General features: G+C 71.0%; 20 protein-coding genes. 18 read left to right on the top strand and 2 right to left on the bottom strand.

Features of this window, described 5'->3' with window-relative positions; translation table 11 throughout:
- Position 1: 1 nt before the first annotated feature.
- The 12 genes from ACQEWB_RS08125 to ACQEWB_RS08070 all read left to right on the top strand — a co-directional run bounded on the left by ACQEWB_RS08125 (position 2) and on the right by ACQEWB_RS08070 (position 15,016).
- The gene (locus ACQEWB_RS08125; protein WP_432828551.1) at positions 2-1,288 is read left to right on the top strand and encodes a dihydroorotase; all 1,287 of its coding nucleotides are present in this window, start codon (positions 2-4) and stop codon (positions 1,286-1,288) included.
- Positions 1,285-1,851 carry a hypothetical protein gene (locus tag ACQEWB_RS08120; RefSeq protein ID WP_432828549.1) on the top strand — a complete coding sequence of 189 codons (567 nt, stop codon included), beginning with the start codon at positions 1,285-1,287 and terminating at the stop codon, positions 1,849-1,851. The genes ACQEWB_RS08125 and ACQEWB_RS08120 overlap by 4 nt, the downstream gene beginning before the upstream one ends.
- Positions 1,848-2,990 (top strand): glutamine-hydrolyzing carbamoyl-phosphate synthase small subunit, encoded by a 1,143-nt coding sequence (carA, locus tag ACQEWB_RS08115; protein WP_432828547.1) that lies wholly within the window; start codon positions 1,848-1,850, stop codon positions 2,988-2,990. The genes ACQEWB_RS08120 and carA overlap by 4 nt, the downstream gene beginning before the upstream one ends.
- Entirely contained in the window at positions 2,983-6,291 is a 3,309-nt protein-coding gene (gene carB, locus ACQEWB_RS08110) for a carbamoyl-phosphate synthase large subunit (protein WP_432828545.1), read from the top strand. Before carA ends, carB begins: the two co-directional genes overlap by 8 nt.
- A 55-nt stretch (positions 6,292-6,346) precedes the next feature.
- Positions 6,347-7,456, top strand: a complete 1,110-nt coding sequence (locus ACQEWB_RS08105; protein WP_432828543.1) for a quinone-dependent dihydroorotate dehydrogenase — start codon at positions 6,347-6,349, stop codon at positions 7,454-7,456.
- Entirely contained in the window at positions 7,453-8,292 is an 840-nt protein-coding gene (pyrF, locus tag ACQEWB_RS08100) for an orotidine-5'-phosphate decarboxylase (RefSeq protein WP_432828541.1), read from the top strand. Before ACQEWB_RS08105 ends, pyrF begins: the two co-directional genes overlap by 4 nt.
- Positions 8,293-8,703: 411 nt before the next feature.
- Positions 8,704-9,027, top strand: a complete 324-nt coding sequence (locus ACQEWB_RS08095) for an integration host factor (protein ID WP_003977346.1) — start codon at positions 8,704-8,706, stop codon at positions 9,025-9,027.
- Between the two features lie 60 nt (positions 9,028-9,087).
- Complete coding sequence (gene gmk / locus ACQEWB_RS08090) at positions 9,088-9,645, top strand: guanylate kinase (protein WP_432828538.1); 558 nt, start codon at positions 9,088-9,090, stop codon at positions 9,643-9,645.
- A 66-nt stretch (positions 9,646-9,711) separates the two neighbouring features.
- The gene (gene rpoZ / locus ACQEWB_RS08085) at positions 9,712-9,984 is read left to right on the top strand and encodes a DNA-directed RNA polymerase subunit omega (protein ID WP_003988945.1); all 273 of its coding nucleotides are present in this window, start codon (positions 9,712-9,714) and stop codon (positions 9,982-9,984) included.
- A 100-nt stretch (positions 9,985-10,084) separates the two neighbouring features.
- Positions 10,085-11,287 carry a bifunctional phosphopantothenoylcysteine decarboxylase/phosphopantothenate--cysteine ligase CoaBC gene (gene coaBC, locus ACQEWB_RS08080; protein ID WP_432828535.1) on the top strand — a complete coding sequence of 401 codons (1,203 nt, stop codon included), beginning with the start codon at positions 10,085-10,087 and terminating at the stop codon, positions 11,285-11,287.
- A gap of 240 nt (positions 11,288-11,527) precedes the next feature.
- The gene (metK, locus tag ACQEWB_RS08075) at positions 11,528-12,736 is read left to right on the top strand and encodes a methionine adenosyltransferase (protein WP_432828533.1); all 1,209 of its coding nucleotides are present in this window, start codon (positions 11,528-11,530) and stop codon (positions 12,734-12,736) included.
- 123 nt (positions 12,737-12,859) lie between these two features.
- On the top strand, positions 12,860-15,016 hold the full coding sequence (locus ACQEWB_RS08070; protein WP_432828531.1) for a primosomal protein N': 2,157 nt from the start codon (positions 12,860-12,862) through the stop codon (positions 15,014-15,016).
- A gap of 86 nt (positions 15,017-15,102) precedes the next feature.
- On the opposite strand, the gene ACQEWB_RS08065 is transcribed toward ACQEWB_RS08070, so the two are convergent.
- Entirely contained in the window at positions 15,103-15,648 is a 546-nt protein-coding gene (locus ACQEWB_RS08065) for a hypothetical protein (RefSeq protein ID WP_432828529.1), read from the bottom strand.
- 263 nt (positions 15,649-15,911) lie between these two features.
- On the opposite strand from ACQEWB_RS08065, the gene fmt reads away from it, so the two are divergent.
- The gene (gene fmt / locus ACQEWB_RS08060) at positions 15,912-16,844 is read left to right on the top strand and encodes a methionyl-tRNA formyltransferase (protein ID WP_432828527.1); all 933 of its coding nucleotides are present in this window, start codon (positions 15,912-15,914) and stop codon (positions 16,842-16,844) included.
- A gap of 114 nt (positions 16,845-16,958) precedes the next feature.
- Positions 16,959-18,377, top strand: a complete 1,419-nt coding sequence (locus ACQEWB_RS08055; protein ID WP_432828525.1) for an RsmB/NOP family class I SAM-dependent RNA methyltransferase — start codon at positions 16,959-16,961, stop codon at positions 18,375-18,377.
- On the opposite strand, the gene ACQEWB_RS08050 is transcribed toward ACQEWB_RS08055, so the two are convergent.
- Positions 18,358-20,517, bottom strand: coding sequence for an MMPL family transporter (locus tag ACQEWB_RS08050; RefSeq protein ID WP_432828523.1), 2,160 nt, complete (start codon positions 20,515-20,517; stop codon positions 18,358-18,360). The genes ACQEWB_RS08055 and ACQEWB_RS08050 overlap by 20 nt on opposite strands.
- Positions 20,518-20,651: 134 nt before the next feature.
- Here ACQEWB_RS08050 and rpe point away from each other — a divergent pair, with 134 nt between their 5' ends.
- From rpe to ACQEWB_RS08030, 4 genes are all read left to right on the top strand, one after another.
- Positions 20,652-21,338: a ribulose-phosphate 3-epimerase gene (gene rpe, locus ACQEWB_RS08045; RefSeq protein WP_432828521.1), complete on the top strand. Its 687-nt coding sequence runs from the start codon at positions 20,652-20,654 to the stop codon at positions 21,336-21,338.
- Positions 21,339-21,428: 90 nt separating this feature from the next.
- Entirely contained in the window at positions 21,429-22,475 is a 1,047-nt protein-coding gene (locus ACQEWB_RS08040) for a sugar-binding transcriptional regulator (protein ID WP_432828519.1), read from the top strand.
- 43 nt (positions 22,476-22,518) lie between these two features.
- A complete protein-coding gene (locus ACQEWB_RS08035) occupies positions 22,519-22,890 on the top strand; it encodes a ribonuclease domain-containing protein (RefSeq protein WP_432843696.1) in 372 nt (123 codons plus the stop codon).
- A complete protein-coding gene (locus tag ACQEWB_RS08030; RefSeq protein ID WP_432828517.1) occupies positions 22,887-23,189 on the top strand; it encodes a barstar family protein in 303 nt (100 codons plus the stop codon). Before ACQEWB_RS08035 ends, ACQEWB_RS08030 begins: the two co-directional genes overlap by 4 nt.
- Positions 23,190-23,250: the final 61 nt, after the last annotated feature.

The raw sequence follows: 23,250 nt of genomic DNA, 5'->3' as shown, positions 1-23,250 counted from the left end.
CATGAGCAAGATCCTGATCCGTGGTGCGAAGGTGCTCGGCGGCGAGCCGCAGGACGTCCTGATCGACGGCGCGGTCATCGAGGCCGTCGGCACGGGGCTGTCCGACGAGGGCGCCGAGGTCGTCGAGGCCGGTGGCAAGGTGCTGCTGCCCGGCCTGGTCGACCTGCACACCCATCTGCGCGAGCCCGGCCGCGAGGACTCCGAGACCGTGCTGACCGGAACGCGCGCGGCGGCGAGCGGCGGTTACACGGCCGTCTTCGCCATGGCCAACACCTTCCCGGTCGCCGACACCGCCGGCGTCGTCGAGCAGGTCTACCGGCTCGGCCAGGAGCACGGCTACTGCGACGTGCAGCCCATCGGCGCCGTCACCGTCGGCCTGGAGGGCAGGAAGCTCGCCGAGCTGGGCGCGATGCACGAGTCCGCCGCGGGCGTCACCGTCTTCTCCGACGACGGCAAGTGTGTCGACGACGCCGTGATCATGCGCCGCGCCCTGGAGTACGTGAAGGCCTTCGGTGGGGTCGTCGCGCAGCACGCGCAGGAGCCGCGGCTGACCGAGGGCGCCCAGATGAACGAGGGCATCGTCTCCGCCGAGCTGGGCCTCGGCGGCTGGCCCGCGGTGGCCGAAGAATCGATCATCGCCCGGGATGTCCTGCTCGCCGAGCACGTGGGCTCCCGGGTGCACATCTGCCATCTGTCGACCGCGGGCTCGGTGGAGATCGTGCGCTGGGCCAAGTCCCGCGGCATCGACGTCACCGCCGAGGTCACCCCGCACCACCTGCTCCTCACCGACGAGCTGGTACGGACGTACAACCCCGTCTACAAGGTCAATCCGCCGCTGCGCACCGAGCGGGACGTGTTCGCCCTGCGCGAGGCGCTGGCCGACGGCACGATCGACATCGTCGCCACCGACCACGCCCCGCACCCGCACGAGGACAAGGACTGCGAGTGGGCCGCGGCCGCCATGGGGATGGTCGGCCTGGAGACCGCGTTGTCAGTGGTGCAGGAGACCATGGTGGACACCGGGCTCCTCACCTGGGCCGGGGTCGCCGAGCGTATGTCCGTCAAGCCCGCCGAGATCGGGCGGGCGGCGGGGCACGGGCGTCCCGTCTCGGCTGGTGAGCCCGCCAACCTCACGCTCGTCGACACGGAATACCGTGGGTCCGTGGACCCCGCGGGCTTCGCCTCGCGCAGCCGGAACACCCCGTACGAGGGGCGTGAGCTGCCGGGCCGTGTGACGCACACGTGGCTCCGGGGCAAGGCCACGCTCGTCGACGGGAAGCTCACGTGACACCTGTAATCCTCCTCGCGGCCGAGAAGAAGTCGGCCGAGGTCACCGACTGGGCCGGACGTATCGGCTGGCTCGTCGGGCTCGCGCTCTTCGTCGCGCTCGTCTACTGGCTGATGCGCGAGGGCTGGAAGTGGCGCGGCACGCTCCAGGGCGATGTCCCCGAGCTGCCCACCGCGCCGGATGACCTGGGCCCGGTGAGACTGAGCATGAGCGGCCGCTACCACGGCTCCACCACCGCCGGTCAGTGGCTCGACCGCATCGTGGCGCACGGCCTCGGCACCCGCAGCCGGGTCGAGCTCACACTGACGGACGCGGGACTGGACGTCGTACGGCCCGGAGCGACGGACTTCTTCGTCCCGCGTGAGGCGCTGCGCGAGGCCCTGCTGGGCAAGGGCATCGCCGGCAAGGTCCTCACCGAGGGCGGACTGCTGGTGGTGACCTGGGCGCACGGCGACAAGCTGATCGACTCGGGCTTCCGCTCGGACCACGCGGCCGAACACCCCGAGTGGGTCGACGCCATCAACTCGATGATCAACAAGACGGAAACGGAAGGCGCACGATGACGACCTCCACCAGGGGAGCCGACAAGACTCCCGCCGTACTCGTCCTGGAGGACGGCCGGATCTTCCGCGGCCGTGCCTACGGGGCCGTGGGGGTGACCTTCGGCGAGGCGGTCTTCTCGACCGGCATGACCGGCTACCAGGAGACCCTGACCGACCCGTCGTACCACCGCCAGGTCGTCGTGATGACCGCCCCGCACGTCGGCAACACCGGCGTCAACGACGAGGACCCAGAGTCCAAGCAGATCTGGGTCGCCGGTTACGTCGTGCGCGACCCCGCGCGCGTGCCCTCCAACTGGCGCTCCCGGCGCTCCCTCGACGAGGAACTGCGGGGCCAGGGCGTCGTCGGCATCTCCGGCATCGACACGCGCGCGTTGACGCGCCATCTGCGTGAGCGCGGCGCCATGCGCGTCGGCATCTTCTCCGGCAACGCGCTGCCCGACGACGGCACCATGCTCGCCGAGGTGCGCCAGGCCCCCGAGATGAAGGGCGCCGACCTCTCCGCGGAGGTCGCCACCAAGGAGGCGTACGTCGTCCCGGCGATCGGCGAGAAGAAGTTCACCGTCGCCGCGGTCGACCTCGGCATCAAGGGCATGACCCCGCACCGGATGGCCGAGCGCGGCATCGAGGTGCATGTGCTTCCGGCGACGGCCACCGTCGAGGACGTGTACGCCGCCAACCCCGATGGGGTCTTCTTTTCCAACGGACCCGGCGACCCGGCCACCGCCGACCACGCCGTCTCCGTCATGCAGGGTGTGCTGGAGCGCAGGACTCCGCTCTTCGGCATCTGCTTCGGCAACCAGATCCTGGGCCGCGCGCTGGGCTTCGGCACCTACAAGCTCAAGTACGGCCACCGGGGCATCAACCAGCCGGTGCAGGACCGTACGACCGGCAAGGTCGAGGTCACCGCGCACAACCACGGCTTCGCCGTCGACGCGCCGCTCGACAAGGTCTCCGACACGCCCTACGGGCGCGCCGAGGTCTCCCACGTCTGCCTGAACGACAACGTGGTGGAGGGGCTTCAGCTCCTCGACCAGCCGGCCTTCAGCGTCCAGTACCACCCCGAAGCGGCTGCGGGCCCGCACGACGCCGCCTACCTGTTCGACCGCTTCACAGCTCTGATGGAGGGCCAGCGTGCCTAAGCGCACCGATATCCAGTCCGTCCTGGTCATCGGCTCCGGCCCGATCGTCATCGGCCAGGCCGCCGAGTTCGACTACTCCGGCACCCAGGCGTGCCGCATCCTGCGCGCCGAGGGCCTGCGGGTCATCCTGGTGAACTCCAACCCGGCGACGATCATGACCGACCCGGAGATCGCCGACGCCACCTACGTCGAGCCGATCACCCCCGAGTTCGTCGAGAAGATCATCGCCAAGGAGCGCCCCGACGCCCTGCTGCCCACCCTGGGCGGCCAGACGGCCCTCAACACGGCCATCTCGCTGCACGAGGCGGGCACGCTCGACAAGTACGGCGTCGAGCTGATCGGCGCCAACGTCGAGGCCATCAACAAGGGCGAGGACCGCGACCTCTTCAAGGGCGTCGTCGAGGCCGTCCGCGGCAAGATCGGGCACGGCGAGTCCGCCCGCTCGGTCATCTGCCACTCCATGGACGACGTGATCGCGGGCGTCGACACGCTCGGCGGCTACCCCGTTGTGGTCCGCCCGTCCTTCACCATGGGCGGCGCAGGTTCCGGCTTCGCGCACGACGAGGAGGAGCTGCGCCGCATCGCAGGCCAGGGCCTCACCCTCTCGCCGACCACCGAGGTGCTCCTGGAGGAGTCCATCCTCGGCTGGAAGGAGTACGAGCTGGAGCTGATGCGCGACAAGCACGACAACGTCGTGGTCGTCTGCTCCATCGAGAACTTCGACCCCATGGGCGTGCACACCGGCGACTCGATCACCGTCGCGCCCGCGATGACGCTGACCGACCGCGAGTACCAGATCCTGCGTGACATCGGCATCGCGGTCATCCGCGAGGTCGGCGTCGACACCGGCGGCTGCAACATCCAGTTCGCGGTGAACCCCGAGGACGGTCGCGTGATCGTCATCGAGATGAACCCGCGGGTGTCGCGCTCCTCGGCCCTCGCCTCCAAGGCGACCGGCTTCCCGATCGCCAAGATCGCGGCCAAGCTGGCCGTCGGCTACACCCTCGACGAGATCCCGAACGACATCACGCAGGAGACCCCGGCCTCCTTCGAGCCCACGCTCGACTACGTGGTCGTGAAGGCCCCGCGCTTCGCCTTCGAGAAGTTCCCGCAGGCCGACTCCACGCTGACCACGACCATGAAGTCGGTCGGCGAGGCCATGGCCATCGGCCGCAACTTCACCGAGGCCTTCCAGAAGGCGCTGCGCTCGCTGGAGAAGAAGGGCAGCCAGTTCACCTTCGTCGGCGAGCCCGGCGACAAGGCCGCCCTGCTGGCGGAGTCCGTCCGGCCCACCGACGGCCGTATCAACACCGTCATGCAGGCCATCCGCGCGGGCGCCACGCCCGAGGAGGTCTTCGAGTACACGAAGATCGACCCCTGGTTCGTCGACCAGCTCTTCCTCATCAAGGAGATCGCCGACGAGCTGGCCGAGGCGCCGGAGCTGACCCGGGAGCTGCTGGCCGAGGCCAAGCGGCACGGTTTCTCGGACCAGCAGGTCGGCGAGATCCGCGGCCTGCGCGAGGACGTCGTCCGCGAGGTGCGGCACGCCCTCGGCATCCGCCCGGTCTACAAGACGGTCGACACCTGCGCCGCCGAGTTCGCCGCCCGGACGCCGTACTTCTACTCCTCCTACGACGAGGAGACGGAGGTCGCTCCGCGCGAGAAGCCGGCCGTCATCATCCTCGGCTCCGGCCCCAACCGCATCGGCCAGGGCATCGAGTTCGACTACTCGTGCGTGCACGCGTCCTTCGCGCTGAGCGACGCCGGGTACGAGACCGTGATGGTCAATTGCAACCCCGAGACGGTCTCCACGGACTACGACACCTCCGACCGCCTGTACTTCGAGCCGCTGACGCTGGAAGACGTGCTGGAGATCGTCCACGCGGAGCAGCAGGCCGGTCCGGTCGCCGGTGTCATCGTCCAGCTGGGCGGTCAGACCCCGCTGGGTCTGTCCCAGGCGCTCAAGGACAACGGCGTGCCGATCGTGGGCACTTCGCCGGAGGCCATCCACGCGGCCGAGGACCGGGGCGCCTTCGGGCGTGTGCTCGCCGAGGCGGGCCTGCCGGCCCCCAAGCACGGCACGGCCACCACCTTCGCCGAGGCCAAGGCCATCGCCGACGAGATCGGCTACCCGGTCCTCGTCCGGCCGTCGTACGTCCTCGGCGGACGCGGCATGGAGATCGTCTACGACGAGACCCGGCTGTCCTCCTACATCGCCGAGTCGACCGAGATCAGCCCCTCCCGGCCGGTCCTCGTCGACCGCTTCCTGGACGACGCCATCGAGATCGACGTCGACGCCCTCTACGACGGTGAGGAGCTGTACCTCGGCGGCGTGATGGAGCACATCGAGGAGGCCGGTATCCACTCCGGCGACTCGGCGTGCGCGCTGCCCCCGATCACCCTGGGCGGCTTCGACATCAAGCGGCTGCGGGCCTCGACGGAGGCCATCGCCAAGGGCGTCGGCGTGCGCGGGCTGATCAACATCCAGTTCGCGATGGCCGGCGACATCCTCTACGTCCTCGAAGCCAACCCGCGCGCGTCCCGCACCGTCCCCTTCACCTCGAAGGCGACCGCGGTGCCGCTCGCGAAGGCCGCCGCCCGGATCTCGCTGGGCGCGACCGTCGCCGAACTGCGCGCCGAGGGGCTGCTTCCGGCGGGCGGCGACGGCGGCGAGCTCCCGCTGGACGCGCCGATCTCCGTCAAGGAGGCGGTCATGCCGTGGTCGCGCTTCCGCGACATCCACGGGCGGGGCGTCGACACGGTCCTCGGCCCGGAGATGCGCTCCACCGGCGAGGTCATGGGCATCGACTCCGTCTTCGGCACGGCGTACGCCAAGTCGCAGGCCGGCGCCTACGGTCCGCTGCCGACCAAGGGCCGCGCGTTCATCTCGGTCGCCAACCGCGACAAGCGCTCGATGATCTTCCCGGCGCGCGAGCTGGTCGCCCACGGCTTCGAGCTGCTCGCCACCTCCGGCACGGCCGAGGTCCTCAAGCGCAACGGCATCAACGCCACGGTGGTGCGCAAGCAGTCCGAGGGGCCCGGCCCGAACGGCGAGAAGACCATCGTCCAGTACATCCACGACGGCGAGGTCGACCTCATCGTCAACACCCCGTACGGCACCGGCGGCCGCCTCGACGGCTACGAGATCCGTACGGCGGCCGTGGCGCGGTCGGTCCCGTGCCTGACGACGGTCCAGGCGCTCGCCGCGGCCGTCCAGGGCATCGACGCCCTCAACCACGGTGACGTGGGGGTCCGTTCGCTCCAGGAACACGCGGAACACCTGACCGCGGCCCGCGACTAGCAGCCGACGAGGGGGACACCGGAAACGGTGTCCCCCTTCTCGTGAGGACATTGAGATGTACAAGCTTTTCTTCCGTCTGGTTTTCAAACGGATGGACCCGGAGCAGGCCCACCACCTGGCCTTCCGCTGGATCCGCCTCGCCGTCCGCGTCCCCGTGCTGCGTACCTTCGTCGCCGCCGCGCTCGCGCCCCGCCACAAGGAGCTGCGCACCGAGGCCTTCGGGCTGCGGATGCACGGCCCCTTCGGGCTCGCCGCCGGCTTCGACAAGAACGCGGTCGCCATCGACGGCATGTCGATGCTCGGCTTCGACCACGTCGAGATCGGCACGGTGACGGGGGAGGCCCAGCCGGGCAACCCCAAGAAGCGGCTGTTCCGGCTCGTGAAGGACCGGGCGCTCATCAACCGCATGGGCTTCAACAACGAGGGCTCGCTGGCCGTGGCGGCCCGGCTGGCGTCCCGTGAGCCGGTCTTCAACACCGTCGTGGGCGTCAACATCGGCAAGACCAAGGTCGTACCGGAGGCCGAGGCCGTCGGCGACTATGTGAAGTCGACCGAGCGGCTCGCACCGTACGCCGACTACCTCGTCGTGAACGTGTCGTCGCCCAACACGCCCGGGCTGCGCAACCTGCAGGCCACGGAGGCGCTGCGGCCGCTCCTGAGCGCCGTCCGCGAGGCCGCCGACCGGATCGTCGCCCACCGGCGCGTCCCGCTCCTGGTCAAGATCGCGCCGGACCTCGCCGACGAGGACGTGGACGCCGTCGCCGACCTGGCCGTCGAGCTCGGTCTGGACGGGATCATCGCCACCAACACGACCATCGCACGCGACGGGCTCGGTTTGGAATCCGAACCCTCCCTGGTGGGGGAGACCGGCGGCCTGTCCGGCGCCCCGCTGAAGGCCCGCTCCCTGGAGGTGCTGCGCCGCCTCTACGCGCGCGTGGGCGACCGCATCACCCTGGTGGGCGTCGGCGGCATCGAGAACGCGGAGGACGCCTGGCAGCGCATCCTCGCCGGTGCCACCCTCGTACAGGGCTACAGCGCGTTCATCTACGAGGGGCCCTTCTGGGGCCGCGCGATCCACAAGGGGCTCGCCGCGCGCCTGCGCACGAGTCCGTACGCCACCCTCGCCGACGCGGTCGGCGCCGACGTGAGGAAGACGACCGTATGACCGAGTCCTTCGGTGCACGCCTGCGCCGCTCCATGGACGAGCGCGGCCCGCTGTGCGTCGGCATCGACCCGCACGCCTCGCTGCTCACCGAGTGGGGCCTGAACGACGATGTGGCCGGTCTGGAGCGGTTCAGCCGTACCGTCGTCGAGGCGATGGCCGACCGGGTCGCCGTCCTCAAGCCGCAGAGCGCCTTCTTCGAGCGCTTCGGGTCGCGCGGTGTCGCCGTCCTGGAGCGGTCGGTCGCCGAGGCGCGGGCGGCCGGCGCGCTGGTCGTGATGGACGCCAAGCGCGGCGACATCGGCTCGACCATGGCCGGGTACGCCGAGGCCTTCCTGCACAAGGACTCGCCGCTGTTCTCGGACGCGCTGACCGTCTCGCCGTACCTCGGTTACGGCTCGCTGAGCCCGGCCGTCGCGCTGGCCCGGGAGAGCGGCACCGGCCTGTTCGTGCTCGCCCTGACCTCCAACCCGGAGGGCGGCGAGGTGCAGCACGCGGTGCGTGCGGACGGTCGGAACGTCGGAGCGACGATCCTGGGCCACCTGGCCGCCGAGAACGAGGGGGAGACGCCCCTGGGCTCCTTCGGGGCCGTCGTGGGCGCCACGCTGGGCGACCTGTCCTCGTACGAGCTGGACATCAACGGTCCGCTCCTCGCCCCCGGCGTCGGCGCGCAGGGGGCCACACCGGCCGACCTTCCCCGGGTCTTCGGAGCCGCCGCGCGCAACGTGGTCCCGAACGTCAGCCGCGGGGTGCTGCGGCACGGTCCGGACGTCGGCGCGCTGCGGGCGGCGGCGGAGCGCTTCGCGGACGAGATCCGGGACGCGTTGGCCGCCGTGTGACGCTTCGGTGATGTGGCGCTTCCGCTCGGTGATGCGCCGTTTCCGCGACGGCCGTAGAGGATCCGCGACGATCGAAGAATTTTCGAAGAAGTTTTCCGCGGCGACCGTATGAGGCTTTCTCGACGGTCGTCGCGGGCGTTCGAGCAGGTCGCCGGAGTCCTCCGATGAGTGGTTCGAACCCCGCTTGAGTCTGAATACATCCTCAAATCCGGGGCATTATGTCCTAAATGTCCGGCCTGACGGAGGCTGACCAGGACTTTTCCGCTGTTCTCGCTGACTCTGGCGGAGTTGGCCGCTAGTCTCCGAGCAGAGTGAACGGGCAAGCGTGTTGCTCGTGGCTCCCCAGGTGTGGGGCGACTAGGTTCCTCACCGGTCCGTATCCGACAGTTCGACATCCGAGGTGACGTAGGCGTGGCTCTTCCGCCCCTTACCCCTGAACAGCGCGCAGCCGCGCTCGAAAAGGCCGCCGCGGCTCGCCGGGAGCGGGCCGAGGTCAAGAATCGACTCAAGCACTCCGGCGCCTCCCTGCACGAGGTCATCAAGCAGGGCCAGGAGAACGACGTCATCGGCAAGATGAAGGTCTCCGCGCTGCTCGAGTCCCTGCCGGGCGTGGGCAAGGTCCGCGCCAAGCAGATCATGGAGCGACTCGGCATCTCCGAGAGCCGCCGTGTTCGCGGCCTCGGTTCCAACCAGATCGCTTCCCTGGAGCGTGAGTTCGGCAGCACCGGTTCCTGAGTCCGGGTCCTCGCGGACCGGGAGTCCCGGGCACCCCGGGATTGCTGGAATAATCGCTGCATGAGTGAACGTCCGCGGCTGACCGTGCTCTCCGGCCCCTCCGGGGTCGGCAAGAGCACGGTCGTCGCCCATATGCGCAAGGAACACCCCGAGGTCTGGCTCTCGGTGTCGGCGACGACCCGCAAGCCCCGGCCCGGCGAGAAGCACGGAGTCCACTACTTCTTCGTCACCGACGAGGAGATGGACAAGCTGATCGCCAACGGTGAGCTGCTGGAGTGGGCCGAGTTCGCCGGCAACCGCTACGGCACGCCGCGTAAGGCCGTGCTGGACCGTCTGGAGGCGGGTGAGCCGGTCCTCCTGGAGATCGACCTCCAGGGCGCCCGGCAGGTCCGCGAGTCCATGGCGGACGCCCAGCTGGTGTTCCTGGCTCCGCCCTCCTGGGAGGAACTGGTGCGCAGGCTCACCGGGCGGGGGACCGAGCCGCCCGAGGTGATCGAGCGCCGGCTGGACGCGGCGCGGATCGAGCTGGCGGCGGAGCCGGAGTTCGACGTGACCTTGGTCAACACCTCCGTCGAGGACGTGGCTCGCGAGCTGCTAGCCTTGATGGATGTTCTGTGATCACGCGTGCCGATCGCTAGCGCCGTGATCACGACCGATCTTTTCCCATCCATCGGAAGGTAGAGCGTGTCCTCTTCCATCTCCGCGCCCGAGGGCATCATCAACCCGCCGATCGACGAGCTCCTCGAGGCCACCGACTCGAAGTACAGCCTCGTGATCTACGCGGCCAAGCGTGCGCGTCAGATCAACGCGTACTACTCGCAGCTCGGCGAGGGCCTCCTCGAGTACGTCGGTCCGCTCGTCGACACCCACGTCCACGAGAAGCCGCTCTCGATCGCCCTGCGCGAGATCAACGCGGGTCTGCTGACGTCCGAGGCCGTCGAAGGCCCCGCGCAGTAGTATTTTCTGCTTACAGCTGGCTTTTCCACAGGCCCGACAGCGCGACTGTCGGGCCTGTGGTGTGTGATGGAGTCGTACGTTGCCGAGCCGGGGAGAGACGGTGGACAAGCCCAAGGTCGTGCTGGGGGTCAGCGGTGGCATCGCCGCGTACAAGGCCTGTGAGCTGCTGCGAAGGTTCTCCGAGTCGGGGCATGACGTGCGCGTGGTCCCCACCGCCTCCGCTCTCCACTTCGTCGGCGCCGCCACCTGGTCCGCTCTCTCCGGCAACCCGGTCTCCACCGAGGTCTGGGACGACGTCCACGAGGTCCCGCACGTCCGCATCGGGCAGCACGCCGACCTGGTCGTGGTCGCGCCCGCCACCGCGGACACCCTCGCGAAGGCGGCCCACGGCCTCGCCGACGACCTGCTCACCAACACGCTGCTGACCGCCCGCTGTCCGGTCGTCTTCGCGCCCGCCATGCACACCGAGATGTGGGAGCACCCGGCGACCCAGGAGAACGTGGCGACGCTACGGCGGCGCGGTGCCGTCGTCATCGAACCGGCCGTCGGCCGTCTCACCGGCGTCGACACCGGCAAGGGCCGACTGCCGGACCCGGCGGAGATCTACGCCGTCTGCCGCCGTGTGCTGGACCGGGGCGTCACCGAACCCGACCTCGAGGGCCGGCACGTCGTCGTCAGCGCCGGCGGCACCCGCGAGCCCCTCGACCCGGTGCGCTTCCTCGGCAACCGCTCCTCCGGCAAGCAGGGTTACGCCCTCGCCCGCACCGCCGCCGCGCGCGGCGCCCGGGTCACGCTGATCGCCGCCAACACCGGGCTGCCGGACCCGGCGGGCGTGGACGTCGTCCAGGTCGGTACGGCCGTACAACTGCGTGAGGCGGTGCTGAAGGCTGCGCCGGAGGCGGACGCGATCGTCATGGCGGCCGCGGTCGCGGACTTCCGGCCGGCGGAGTACGCGGCCGGGAAGATCAAGAAGAAGGACGGCAAGGACCCCGACCCCATCGTCCTCCTACGGAATCCGGACATCCTCGCGGAGATCTCGGCCGAGCGCGCCCGCCCCGGGCAGGTGATCGTCGGCTTCGCCGCGGAGACCGACGACGTGCTCGCCAACGGGCGCACCAAGCTGGCCCGCAAGGGCTGCGATCTTCTGGTGGTGAACGAGGTCGGGGAGCGCAAGACCTTCGGCTCCGAGGAGAACGAGGCCGTGGTGCTGGGCGCCGACGGCAGCGAGACCCCGGTGTCGCACGGACCCAAGGAACATCTGGCCGAAATGGTCTGGGATCTGGTGGCGCAGCGCCTCGCCTGAATGTTTCATTCGCTTCTCGGTCCTCTCAAACCTCTGCCACAGGGGTGTGGCGGCCCTGGTCAAGGGCGCCCGGGATTGGGCAGAATGCCCGTGCCGCAGGTCACGGCCCTCCCGAGAGGCGAGACAGGGGGGCCACTGGCCGAGCACGACCGATAAACTGTTCTCGGACGGCGCCGGGCGCAGCCCCCGAGCCCGTCCGCCCATGATCAGCCAGCAGCCGCTGCAACCCCAGGGAGCGTTGTGTCCCGTCGCCTGTTCACCTCGGAGTCCGTGACCGAGGGTCACCCCGACAAGATCGCTGACCAGATCAGCGACACCATTCTCGACGCGCTTCTGCGCGAGGACCCGACCTCTCGGGTCGCCGTCGAGACGCTGATCACCACCGGCCTGGTGCACGTGGCCGGTGAGGTCACCACCAAGACCTACGCGGACATCGCGACCCTCGTCCGCAGCAAGATCCTCGAGATCGGCTACGACTCCTCGAAGAAGGGCTTCGACGGCGCCTCCTGCGGCGTCTCGGTGTCCATCGGCGCGCAGTCCCCGGACATCGCGCAGGGTGTCGACACGGCGTACGAGAACCGGGTCGAGGGCGACGAGGACGAGCTGGACCGCCAGGGCGCCGGCGACCAGGGCCTGATGTTCGGTTACGCGACCGACGAGACGCCGACCCTCATGCCGCTGCCGATCTTCCTGGCGCACCGCCTGTCGAAGCGCCTGTCCGAGGTGCGCAAGAACGGCACCATCCCCTACCTGCGCCCCGACGGCAAGACGCAGGTCACCATCGAGTACGACGGCGACAAGGCCGTCCGCCTCGACACGGTGGTCGTCTCCTCGCAGCACGCCTCGGACATCGACCTCGAGTCGCTCCTCGCGCCCGACATCCGCGAGTTCGTCGTGGAGCCGGAGCTGAAGGCGCTCCTGGACGAGGGCATCAAGCTCGACACGGAGAACTACCGCCTCCTGGTCAACCCGACCGGCCGCTTCGAGATCGGCGGCCCGATGGGCGACGCCGGCCTCACCGGCCGCAAGATCATCATCGACACGTACGGCGGCATGGCCCGCCACGGCGGCGGCGCCTTCTCCGGCAAGGACCCGTCCAAGGTCGACCGCTCCGCCGCGTACGCGATGCGCTGGGTCGCGAAGAACGTCGTCGCCGCGGGCCTCGCCTCCCGCTGCGAGGTCCAGGTCGCGTACGCCATCGGCAAGGCCGAGCCGGTCGGTCTCTTCGTCGAGACCTTCGGCACCGCCAAGGTCGACGCCGAGAAGATCGAGAAGGCCATCGACGAGGTCTTCGACCTCCGCCCGGCCGCGATCATCCGCGACCTCGACCTGCTCCGCCCGATCTACGCCCAGACGGCGGCCTACGGTCACTTCGGCCGCGAGCTCCCCGAGTTCACCTGGGAGAACACGGACCGCGTGGACGCACTGCGGAAGGCGGCGGGGCTGTAAGGCCTGTTGCTGTTGGCGAGGCCCGGTTCCCTTCGGGGGGCCGGGCCTCGGCGCGTTCCGGACGCGGAAGGCCGGGGGCTCGGGCGGGCGCCACTGTCAGTGGGGTTTGGTAAAAATGCAAGCGTGAGCAGCGAGGACGGGCAGGGGGGCGGGGGCGCCGGAGGGGTGGCTCCTGAGCAGCTTGCGTTTATTCGGGAGGGTGTGCGGAAGGCTGAGGTGCCTCGGGCCAAGCCGCGGACCTGGCGGGGGGCCGCGCTCGCCAAGGAGTTGCCGGTGGCGCGGGTGCTGGTGGACAAGGGGGTGCTGCATCTTGATCGGTATTTCGATTACGCGGTGCCTGAGGAGCTTGATGCCGATGCTCAGCCCGGGGTGCGGGTGCGGGTGCGGTTCGGGGCCGGGCGGCATCGGGTGCGAGATGGGCGGCGTGAGGGTGGGGGGCTGATCGACGGGTTTCTCGTCGAGCGGCTTGCCGAGTCCGATTATTCGGGGCCTCTTGCTGCGTTGGCCCAGGTTGTTTCGCCCGAGCGGGTGTTGAGCGAGGAGCTGCTCGGGCTCGCGCGGGCCGTTGCCGATCGGTATGCGGGGAGCCTCGCCGACGTGTTGCAGCTTGCCGTGCCGCCGCGCAGTGCGCGGGCCGAGCAGCGGGCTTCGGCCGAGCCGTTGCCGCCGCCGGAGGCTCCGGAGGCGGGGTCCTGGGGGCGGTACGAGCGGGGCGGCGCGTTTCTGGAGGCCCTTGCGTCGGGGGGTGCTCCGCGGGCCGTGTGGAACGCCTTGCCCGGGCCCGAGTGGAGTGCGGAGATCGCGCGGGCCGTGGCGGCGACGCTCGCCTCCGGGCGGGGGGCACTGGTCGTCGTACCCGATGGGCGGGCCGTCGCTCGGGTCGATGCGGCGTTGACGTCCCTGTTGGGGGAGGGGCGGCATGCCGTGCTCACTGCCGATGCCGGGCCGGAGAAGCGGTATCGGGAGTGGCTCGCCGTGCGGCGCGGGGCCGTGCGGGCCGTTGTGGGGACCCGGGCCGCCATGTTCGCGCCCGTTCAGGATCTCGGGCTCGTCGCCATCTGGGACGACGGGGACGACAGTCACAGTGAGCCGCATGCGCCGCAGCCGCACGCCAGGGAGGTGTTGTTGCTGCGGGCCGCTCTGGACAAGTGCGGTTTTCTGCTGGGGAGTTGGAGCTGCACAGTGGAGGCGGCCCAGCTCGTCGAGACCGGGTGGGCGCTGCCGCTCGTCGCCGGGCGGGAGCAGGTGCGGGCCTCGGCTCCGCTGGTGCGGACCGTCGGGGACGGGGACCTTGCCCGGGACGAGGCCGCACGGGCCGCTCGCCTGCCGACCCTGGCCTGGCAGGTCGTGCGGGAGGGGTTGAAGCACGGGCCCGTGCTCGTACAGGTGCCACGACGGGGGTACGTGCCCCGGATGGCCTGCGCCAACTGCCGCGCGCCCGCGCGCTGCCGGCACTGCGCGGGGCCGCTGGAGGCGCAGGAGTCGGGGGCCGCGGGGCTGCACTGCGGGTGGTGTGCGCGGGAGGAGAACGGCTGGCACTGTCCGGAGTGCGGTGGGTTCCGGCTGCGGGCCCAGATCGTGGGGGCGCGGCGGACCGCCGAGGAGCTGGGGCGGGCGTTCCCCGCTGTGCCGGTGCGGACCTCGGGGCGCGAGCATGTGCTGGACACCGTGCCGGGTGCGCCCGCGCTGGTCGTGAGCACGCCGGGGGCCGAGCCCGTCGCCGAGGGCGGGTACGCGGCGGCGCTGCTGCTGGACGGCTGGGCGATGCTCGGGCGGCCCGATCTGCGGGCCGGCGAGGACGCGCTCAGGCGGTGGATCGCGGCCGCCGCGCTGGTACGGCCGCAGGGGGCCGGCGGCACGGTGGTAGCCCTCGCCGAACCGACGCTGCGGCCCGTGCAGGCGCTGGTGCGGTGGGATCCGATCGGCCATGCGGTGCGGGAGCTGGGCGAGCGGGCCGAGCTGGGGTTTCCGCCGGTGTCGCGGATGGCGGCCGTGTCGGGTACGGGGGAGGCGGTCGCCGAATTCCTGCGTACGGCCGAATTGCCGCGGGACGCCGAGGTGTTGGGGCCCGTGCCGTTGCCGGTCACCGGGGCGGGGCGGCCACGGCGGGTGGGGGCGCCGCCTCCCGGTGAGCACTGGGAGCGGGCGCTGGTACGGGTGCCGCCGGGGAGCGGGGCCGCGCTGGCGTCCGCGCTGAAGGCCGCGCAGGCGGCGAGGATGGCTCGGGGGGCCGGGGAGGCGGGGGTTCGGGTGCGGATCGATCCGCCGGATATCGGCTGAGCCGGGGCAGAGGGGTTACGGCGCGGGGTGATGGAACGCGTCTGCCCTCCCGGATGCGTGCCGGGAGGGCAGGGAGTGAAGGTGGGTCAGCCGTTGCGGGGGCCGGGGAAGGCTGTCGGTCTGGCCTCGTCGCGGAGGACGGGGCTGCCGGCCGTCGGCTGGGTCGGCATGGAGCGGGCCGCGGGGACCGTCGGCACCGGCGCCGGGAGGCCGGTGTTCACGCTGACCGCCCGGGTGCTCGACGGCTCGGCGGTGCGCTCGGCCTCGGCGGCCGCCTGGGTGGCGGCGCGACGGGCGCCGTAACGGCGGTGCACCGCCTGCTTGGTGACGCCGAGCGCGGAACCCACCGCGTCCCACGAGAAGCCGAGGGAACGGTCGAAGTCCACCGCGGCCGTGACCAGGGTCTCGACACTGTCCCGCAACTCCTGCGCGAGACGGACCGTCGGGGCGGGGGCGCGTCCGTAGACGACGAAGCCCGTGGACGGGCCGGAGCGGCGCGGGCGGTAGACGTTGCCCAGTTGGGCGGTGAGCGTGCGCAGTGCGTCCACCTGCCGGCGGACCCGCTCGATGTCCCGCACCAGCAAGTGCAGGCTGGCCCGAGCCTGGGCGTCGTGGGTTGCGTGGTCGGCCATGAACAAGCCTCTCGAACCGGCGATGAAAAGGATCGGGCCGCGGTGAAGCGGCCCGTTGTGGTCAACTCTTTCTTGACCAACGCGGGAGCGGTCCGCGGGTCACGCAGTGGGGGCGTGTGGGCATATGCGTGCGCCCCGGGGGGGCAGTTGGACAGGACGCCGGCCTCTCCCGTGGGGGTGCTCGCCATCGGCGGGTTCCGGTCCGTGGTCATAGACTGGGGCGCTGCCCGCCATCAACCTCCCCGAGAGGCCCGTACGCACCCATGAAGCTTGTCTTCGCCGGGACCCCCGAGGTCGCCGTTCCCGCTCTGGACGCTCTGATCGCCTCCGGGCGGCACGACGTGGTCGCCGTCGTCACGCGGCCCGATGCGCCGGCGGGGCGGGGGCGGAGGCTGGTCGCGTCGCCCGTGGCGCAGCGGGCGGAGGAGGCCGGGATCGAGGTGCTGAAGCCGGTCAAGCCGCGGGATCCGGAGTTTCTGGAGCGGCTGCGGGAGATCGCGCCGGACTGCTGTCCTGTGGTGGCCTATGGCGCGCTGTTGCCCCGGGTCGCGCTTGATGTGCCGTCCCATGGGTGGGTCAATCTGCATTTCTCGCTGCTGCCCGCCTGGCGAGGCGCCGCGCCCGTGCAGCACTCCATCATGGGGGGCGATGAGATCACGGGGGCTTCCACCTTCCTGATCGAGGAAGGGCTCGACTCCGGGCCGGTGTACGGGACGGTCACCGAGGAGATCCGGCCCACCGACACCAGCGGTGACCTGCTCACCCGGCTCGCCTTCGCCGGTGCGGGGCTGCTCGCCGCGACCATGGACGGCATCGAGGACGGCTCGTTGAAGGCCGTACCGCAGCCCGGTGACGGTGTCACGCTCGCGCCGAAGATCACCGTCGAGGATGCCCAGGTGGACTGGGCCGCCCCGGCGTTGCGGGTCGACCGGGTGGTGCGCGGGTGCACCCCGGCGCCCGGCGCCTGGACCACCTTCCGCGGTGAGCGGCTCAAGCTCATCCAGGTCACGCCCGCGACGGAGCGGACCGATCTCGCGCCCGGGCAGCTCGCCGTCGGGAAGAACAGCGTCCATGTCGGCACCGGCTCGTACGGCGTCGAGCTGCTGTGGGTGCAGGCGCAGGGCAAGAAGCCGATGCGGGCCGCGGACTGGGCGCGCGGGGTGCGGATCGGCGACGGGGAGACGGTCGGCGGGTAGCACGGGCACGGGAGGGGGCAAGGGGGCGGGGCGGACGTAGGCTTGGTCCGTATCCCCCGCGTGACGCCCGTATGTGCCGCGCGTGACTCACCGATGTACCGGAGCACCTTTTTCGTGAGCGACACCGCCTCTCGGCCCAGCAAGCCCGGCAAGCCCTACCGGCGGCCCAAGAAGGACCCCGTCCGCTTCCTTGCCTTCGAGGCGCTGAGGGCCGTCGACGAGCGGGACGCCTACGCCAACCTCGTGCTGCCGCCGCTGCTCAGGAAGGCGCGCGAGAAGGGCGACTTCGACGGGCGGGACGCGGCGCTGGCGACCGAGCTGGTGTACGGGACGCTGCGGCGGCAGGGGACGTACGACGCTGTCATCGCGGCCTGCGTGGACCGGCCGTTGCGGGAAGTCGATCCGCCGGTGCTGGACGTCCTCAGTCTGGGGGTGCATCAGCTGCTCGGGACTCGGATTCCCACGCACGCCGCCGTGTCGGCCTCCGTCGAGCTGGCGCGTGTCGTGCTCGGGGACGGGCGGGCCAAGTTCGTCAACGCGGTGCTGCGGAAGGTCGCTCAGGACGATCTCGACGGGTGGATCGCCAAGGTCGCGCCGCCCTACGAGGACGACCCGGAGGACCACCTCTCCGTCGTGCACTCGCATCCGCGCTGGGTCGTCTCCGCGCTGTGGGACTCGCTGGGCGGCGGGCGGGCCGGCATCGAGGAGCTCCTCTCCGCCGACAACGAACGGCCCGAGGTGACGCTCGTGGCACGGCCCGGGCGGGCCACCACCGACGAGCTGCTCGGCGCCGAGGCCGCCGTGCCGGGGCGCTGGTCGCCGTATGCCGTCCGGCTGACCGAGGGCGGGGAGCCCGGGGCCATCGAGGCCGTACGGGAGGGGCGGGCCGGCGTACAGGACGAGGGCAGCCAGCTCGTCGCGCTCGCGCTGGCCAACGCGCCGCTCGACGGGCCGGACCGGACGTGGCTCGACGGGTGTGCCGGGCCCGGCGGCAAGGCCGCGCTGCTGGCCGCGCTCGCCGCGGAGCGCGGGGCCGTGCTGCTCGCCTCCGAGAAGCAGCCGCACCGGGCCGGCCTGGTGGCGAAGGCGCTCGCCGGGAACCCCGGGCCCTACCAGGTCATCGCCGCCGACGGCACCAATCCGCCCTGGCTGCCCGGCTCCTTCGACCGCGTGCTGATGGACGTACCGTGCACCGGGCTGGGCGCGCTGCGCAGGCGGCCCGAGGCGCGCTGGCGGCGCCGCCCCGAGGACCTGGAGGGGTTCGGGCCGCTCCAACGCGCCCTGCTGCTGAGCGCGTTGGACGCGGTACGGGTCGGCGGTGTCGTCGGCTACGCCACCTGCTCGCCGCACCTCGCCGAGACCAGGGCCGTCGTCGAGGACGTGCTCAAGCAGCGCCCCGACGCCGAGATCCTCGACGCCCGCCCGCTGCTGCCCGGCGTACCGGACCTGGGCGAGGGGCCCGACGTACAGCTGTGGCCGCATGTGCACGGGACCGACGCCATGTACCTGGCCCTCATTCGGAGGACTGGCTGACCTTCGGGCCGACCGCCTCGGGCGTGTGGGCCGCCCCGTCCTCGTGTGCCAGCCGGTGCGGCCACCACACCCTCTTTCCCACGTCGAGGAAGAGGGACGTGACCAGCACGGACCGCACGATGAACGTGTCCAGCAGGACGCCCAGGGCGACCGCGAAGCCGATCTCCGCGAAGCCGACCATCGGGAGCGTGCCCAGGGCGGCGAACGTGCCCGCCAGGACCAGACCGGCCGAGGTGATCACCGCGCCGGTCGCGGCGAGGCCGGTCACCACGCCGGGCCGGGTGCCCTGGCGGAACGCCTCCTCGCGGATGCGGGTGGTCAGGAAGATGTTGTAGTCGATGCCCAGCGCCACCAGGAACACGAAGACGAACAGTGGGAAGGACACGTCCTCGCCCGCGTAGTCGAAGAGGTACCGGAAGGCGAGCGCGCTCAGGCCCAGGGCGGTCGCCAGGGACAGCATCACCGTGCCGATCAGCAGTAGTGGTGCCACCAGGGCGCGCAGCAGGATGCCCAGCACGAGCAGGACGACGGTCAGGACGAGCGGGATGACCAGGTAGTTGTCGTGCGTCTGGGCGTTGTCCATGTCCAGCAGGGCCGCCGTGCCGCCGCCGACCTGCGCGTTCGCGTCCGGTACGGCGTGCACCGCGTCGCGGACCCGCTCGACGGTCGCCTTGGCCGCGGAGCTGTCGGAGGGGTCGGACATGGTGGCCTCGAACAGGACCTTGCCGTCGTGCTGGGACGCGGTGCCGGGTGGGACACCGATGCTCGTGGGGACGACGCCCTTGACCGCGGCGACCGTGCGGCCGACCTGTGCGGCCTGCGCCGCATCGGAGACGATCACCAGCGGGTCGCCGGTGCCGGCCGGGAAGTAGCGTGCCGAGACCTCCTGGCCGACGATCGAGTCCGGCTTGCCGGTGAAGGCGTCCGCGTTCTTGATGCCCTCGGCGCGTAGCTGGAACAGGCCCAGGGACAGGGCCGCCAGGGCCACGGCCGTCACGCTCCAGACCAGGCGCGGGCGCAGTGCCATGGCGTGGCCCATGCGGGCCCAGACGCCCCGCTCGGTCGGGTCCGCGGAACCGAAGTGCGGGATCGCCGGCCAGAAGATCCAGCGGCCGAATACCAGCAGCAGGGCCGGGAAGAGGGTCAGCATCGTCCCCAGGGCGACGGCCACGCCGATCGCGGCGACCGGGCCGAGGCCCCGCGTCGAGTTCATCTCGGCCACGAGCAGCACCAGCATGCTGAGCACGACCGTCATGCCGGAGGCGAGGACCGCCGGGCCCGCGCGGTTGAGGGCGAGCTGCATCGCCTCGTGCCGGTCCTCGTGCCGGCGCAGCTCCTCCCGGTAGCGGGCGACCAGCAGCAGCGCGTAGTCGGTGCCCGCGCCGAAGACGAGCACCGTGAGGATGCCCGCGCTCTGCCCGTTGACGGTCAGGCCGGCGTGCCGGGCCAGCAGATAGATCAGAGCCTGTGCCGTGAACAGGGCGACCACCACGCCGAACAGCGGCACGAACAGCAGGACCGGACTGCGGTAGGTGATCAAGAGCATCACGATGACCACGGCCATCGCCGAGAAGAGGAGGGTGGAGTCGATGCCCTCGAAGGCGTCGGCGAAGTCGGCGGACGTGCCGCCGGGCCCGGTGATGTGCACGGCCAGGCCGTCGCCGCCCTTGCCCACCTGGTCGCGGATGGAGTCGACGGCCGGGGAGATGCGCTGCCAGCCGCTCGCGTCCATGGTGATCGGCACGTAGATCTGCGCGGCCCGGGGCGCCACCTTCCGGTCGTAGACGGGCCCGCGGGTTTCCGTGCCCCGGATGCCGTGATCGCTCAGCTGCCTGATCTGTCGGACGTCCTGGGCGATCCGCAGCCTGTCCTGGGCGGTCAGCCCGCTCGCGCGCGCGTAGACGACCACCGCGGGGATCTGCTCGGGCCGGAAGCCCTCGGAGACGTCCAGGACCTGTGTGGACTCGGCGGAACCCGGCAGCCAGGACTGGGCGTCGTTGTCCTGCGCGTCGTTCAGCTTCGCGCCGAAGGGCGCCGCGACGACCAGGATCACCAGCCACAGGGCCACGATCAGCCACTTCGAACGCCGCCCGCACACGAACCGGACGGTCGCCCGCTTCCACGTTTCGAGCTGCCTCATGGCGACCCCCGTAGTCGTACGTGGTGCCGATCGGCGGCCCAGCATGGCACGCGGGGTTCCGGAGCAACATCCGATGAACGGCTTAGGTCTGGACCGGCGCGAACAAACGTGCCCGGACATGGCAGGCTTGGGTCATGGCCGTGCAGATCAACCCCAGCATCCTGTCCGCCGACTTCGCCCGCCTCGCGGACGAGGCGAAGGCGGTCGAAGGAGCCGACTGGCTCCACGTCGACGTCATGGACAACCATTTCGTCCCGAACCTCACGCTCGGAGTGCCGGTCGTAGAGTCCTTGGCCCGTGCGACGGACACCCCGCTGGACTGCCATCTGATGATCGAGGCCCCCGATCGGTGGGCGCCCCAGTACGTAGAGGCGGGGGCCGGATCCGTCACCTTCCACGTCGAGGCGGCCGCCGCCCCGGTGCGGCTCGCCCGGGAGATCCGGGCCAAGGGCGCCCGTGCCTCCATGGCACTGAGGCCCGCGACGCCCATCGAGCCGTACGAGGACCTGCTCCCCGAGCTCGACATGCTGCTGATCATGACGGTGGAGCCGGGCTTCGGCGGGCAGGCGTTCCTCGACATCATGCTCCCGAAGATTCGCCGGACCCGCGAGTTGATCAGCAAGCACGGCCTCGAACTCTGGCTCCAGGTCGACGGCGGGGTGTCGGCCGACACCATCGAGCGCTGCGCGGACGCCGGGGCGGACGTCTTCGTGGCCGGTTCGGCCGTCTACGGAGCGTCCGACCCGGCCGAAGCGGTACGTGCACTACGCACCCAGGCTGAATCGACGACCGCCAGGGCGTCGTGGGCATGCGACCACTGAGCCACAGGTCGGTGAACAGCTACATGAACGGCGCCCATCAGGGCGGATCAACTGCGCCGGATCTGCAAGGATGAACGGCGAATCCAGAGTGTGAACAGCAGTGAGGAGAACGCCGTGTCGGGTATGACGGCGGGCGGCCGGTCAGCAGTGCGGATGGGACCCGCGGAGCTGGTGCAGGCGGCGGCCATGGCCCGCCGCTTCTACCTCGAGGGCAAGTCCAAGATCCAGATCGCGGAGGAGTTCGGCGTCAGCCGCTTCAAGGTGGCCCGGGTGCTGGAAACGGCTCTCGAACGGGATCTCGTACGGATCGAGATCCGCGTGCCGGCCGAGCTGGACGCCGAGCGCTCGGACGCGCTGCGCGCCCGCTACGGCCTCAGGCACGCCGTCGTGGTCGAGTCCCCGGCCGAGGCCGAGGACTCGCCCGACCCCGAGAACCTCGGTGAGGTGGCCGCCGACCTGCTCGGCGAGCTCGTCAACGAGGGCGACGTGCTCGGCCTTGCCTGGGGCCGCTCCACCATCCACATGGCCGCGGCCCTGGACCGGCTGCCACCGTGCACGGTGGTGCAGTTGACGGGTGTGTACGACGCCGGGACCGCCGAGCGCGGCTCCGTCGAGGCCGTGCGGCGGGCCGCCCAGGTGTCCGGCGGCGACGCGCACCCCATCTACGCGCCGATGCTGCTGCCGGACGCGGCCACCGCGGCCGCGCTGCGCAACCAGACCGGGATCGCCCGGGCCTTCGAGTACTTCGACAAGGTCACGGTCGCCTGCGTCTCCATCGGCTCCTGGGAGCCCGGCATCTCGACGGTGCACGACATGCTGAGCGACGAGGAGCGTGCTCACTACGCGTCCCTCGGTGTCGCCGCCGAGATGTCCGCACACCTCTTCAACGGCGAGGGCCGCCGGGTCGGACGGGACCTCGGCGAGCGGTGCATCACGGTCAAGGCCGACCAGCTGCGCCGTATCCCCGAGGTCGTGGCGATCGCGGGCGGGGCGCGCAAGGCGGCCGCGATCGACGCGGTGCTGCGGTCCGGGCTCGTGACCAGCCTGGTGACGGACACATCGGCCGCGGACGTGCTGATGACCTCGGGCACGACGCCGAAGCCGGCGCTCAACAGGAACGACCCGGACGGGCCCTGACAGAAGGTCAGCAGGGGACGGCCGTGACAGCATCGGCGACATGGTGCTGCTGCGGTTCGTCCCCCGGGTGCTTCTGTGCGTGCTGGCCCTCCTGGTGGGCTGCTCGTCCACCGGTTCGGCGTCCGGGCGGACCGACGGCATGGCGACCGTCCGGGCGTCCCAACTCCCCGCCGAGGCACGGGAGACGCTCGCTCTCATCGACAAGGGCGGCCCCTTTCCGTACGCCAGGGACGGTGTCGTCTTCGGGAACTTCGAGGGGCTGCTGCCCAGGCAACAGCGGGGCTATTACCACGAGTTCACCGTCCGGACGCCGGGCTCGCGCGATCGCGGGGCCCGGCGCATTGTCACCGGGCGGGGCGGCGAGATCTACTACACCGACGATCACTACGACTCGTTCAGGGCGGTACTGAGATGACGGAGTTCGTGGTCACGCTGGACCTCGACGGGGTCACGGACAAGGCGGGCCTGATGGACCGGTGTGCCCGGGACCTGAGGCTGCCGGACTATTTCGGCCGAAACTGGGACGCACTGGCCGATGTCCTCTCCGACCCGGGCGTGTGGCCCGACGGTGCGGCCGAGAAGGGCCTGCTCGTCGTCGTACGCGACTGGCGGCCGTACGCCCAGGCGCGTCCGGACGAGTGGGAGACCGCCCTGGAGGTCTTCTCGCACGCCTCCGCGGCGACGGTCGCACTCGCCCTTGGAGGTTCCTCCTAAAGACCCTCTGACCTGCCTGGACGATCTGCCCGGGCAACGCATTCCGGACGGCGTGGGACAA

The organism is Streptomyces sp. CA-249302 (genome assembly GCF_050936785.1).
GTDB lineage: Bacteria > Actinomycetota > Actinomycetes > Streptomycetales > Streptomycetaceae > Streptomyces.
Note: the sequence above shows the minus strand (reverse complement) of the source record. Positions and strands in the feature narration are given on the sequence as shown.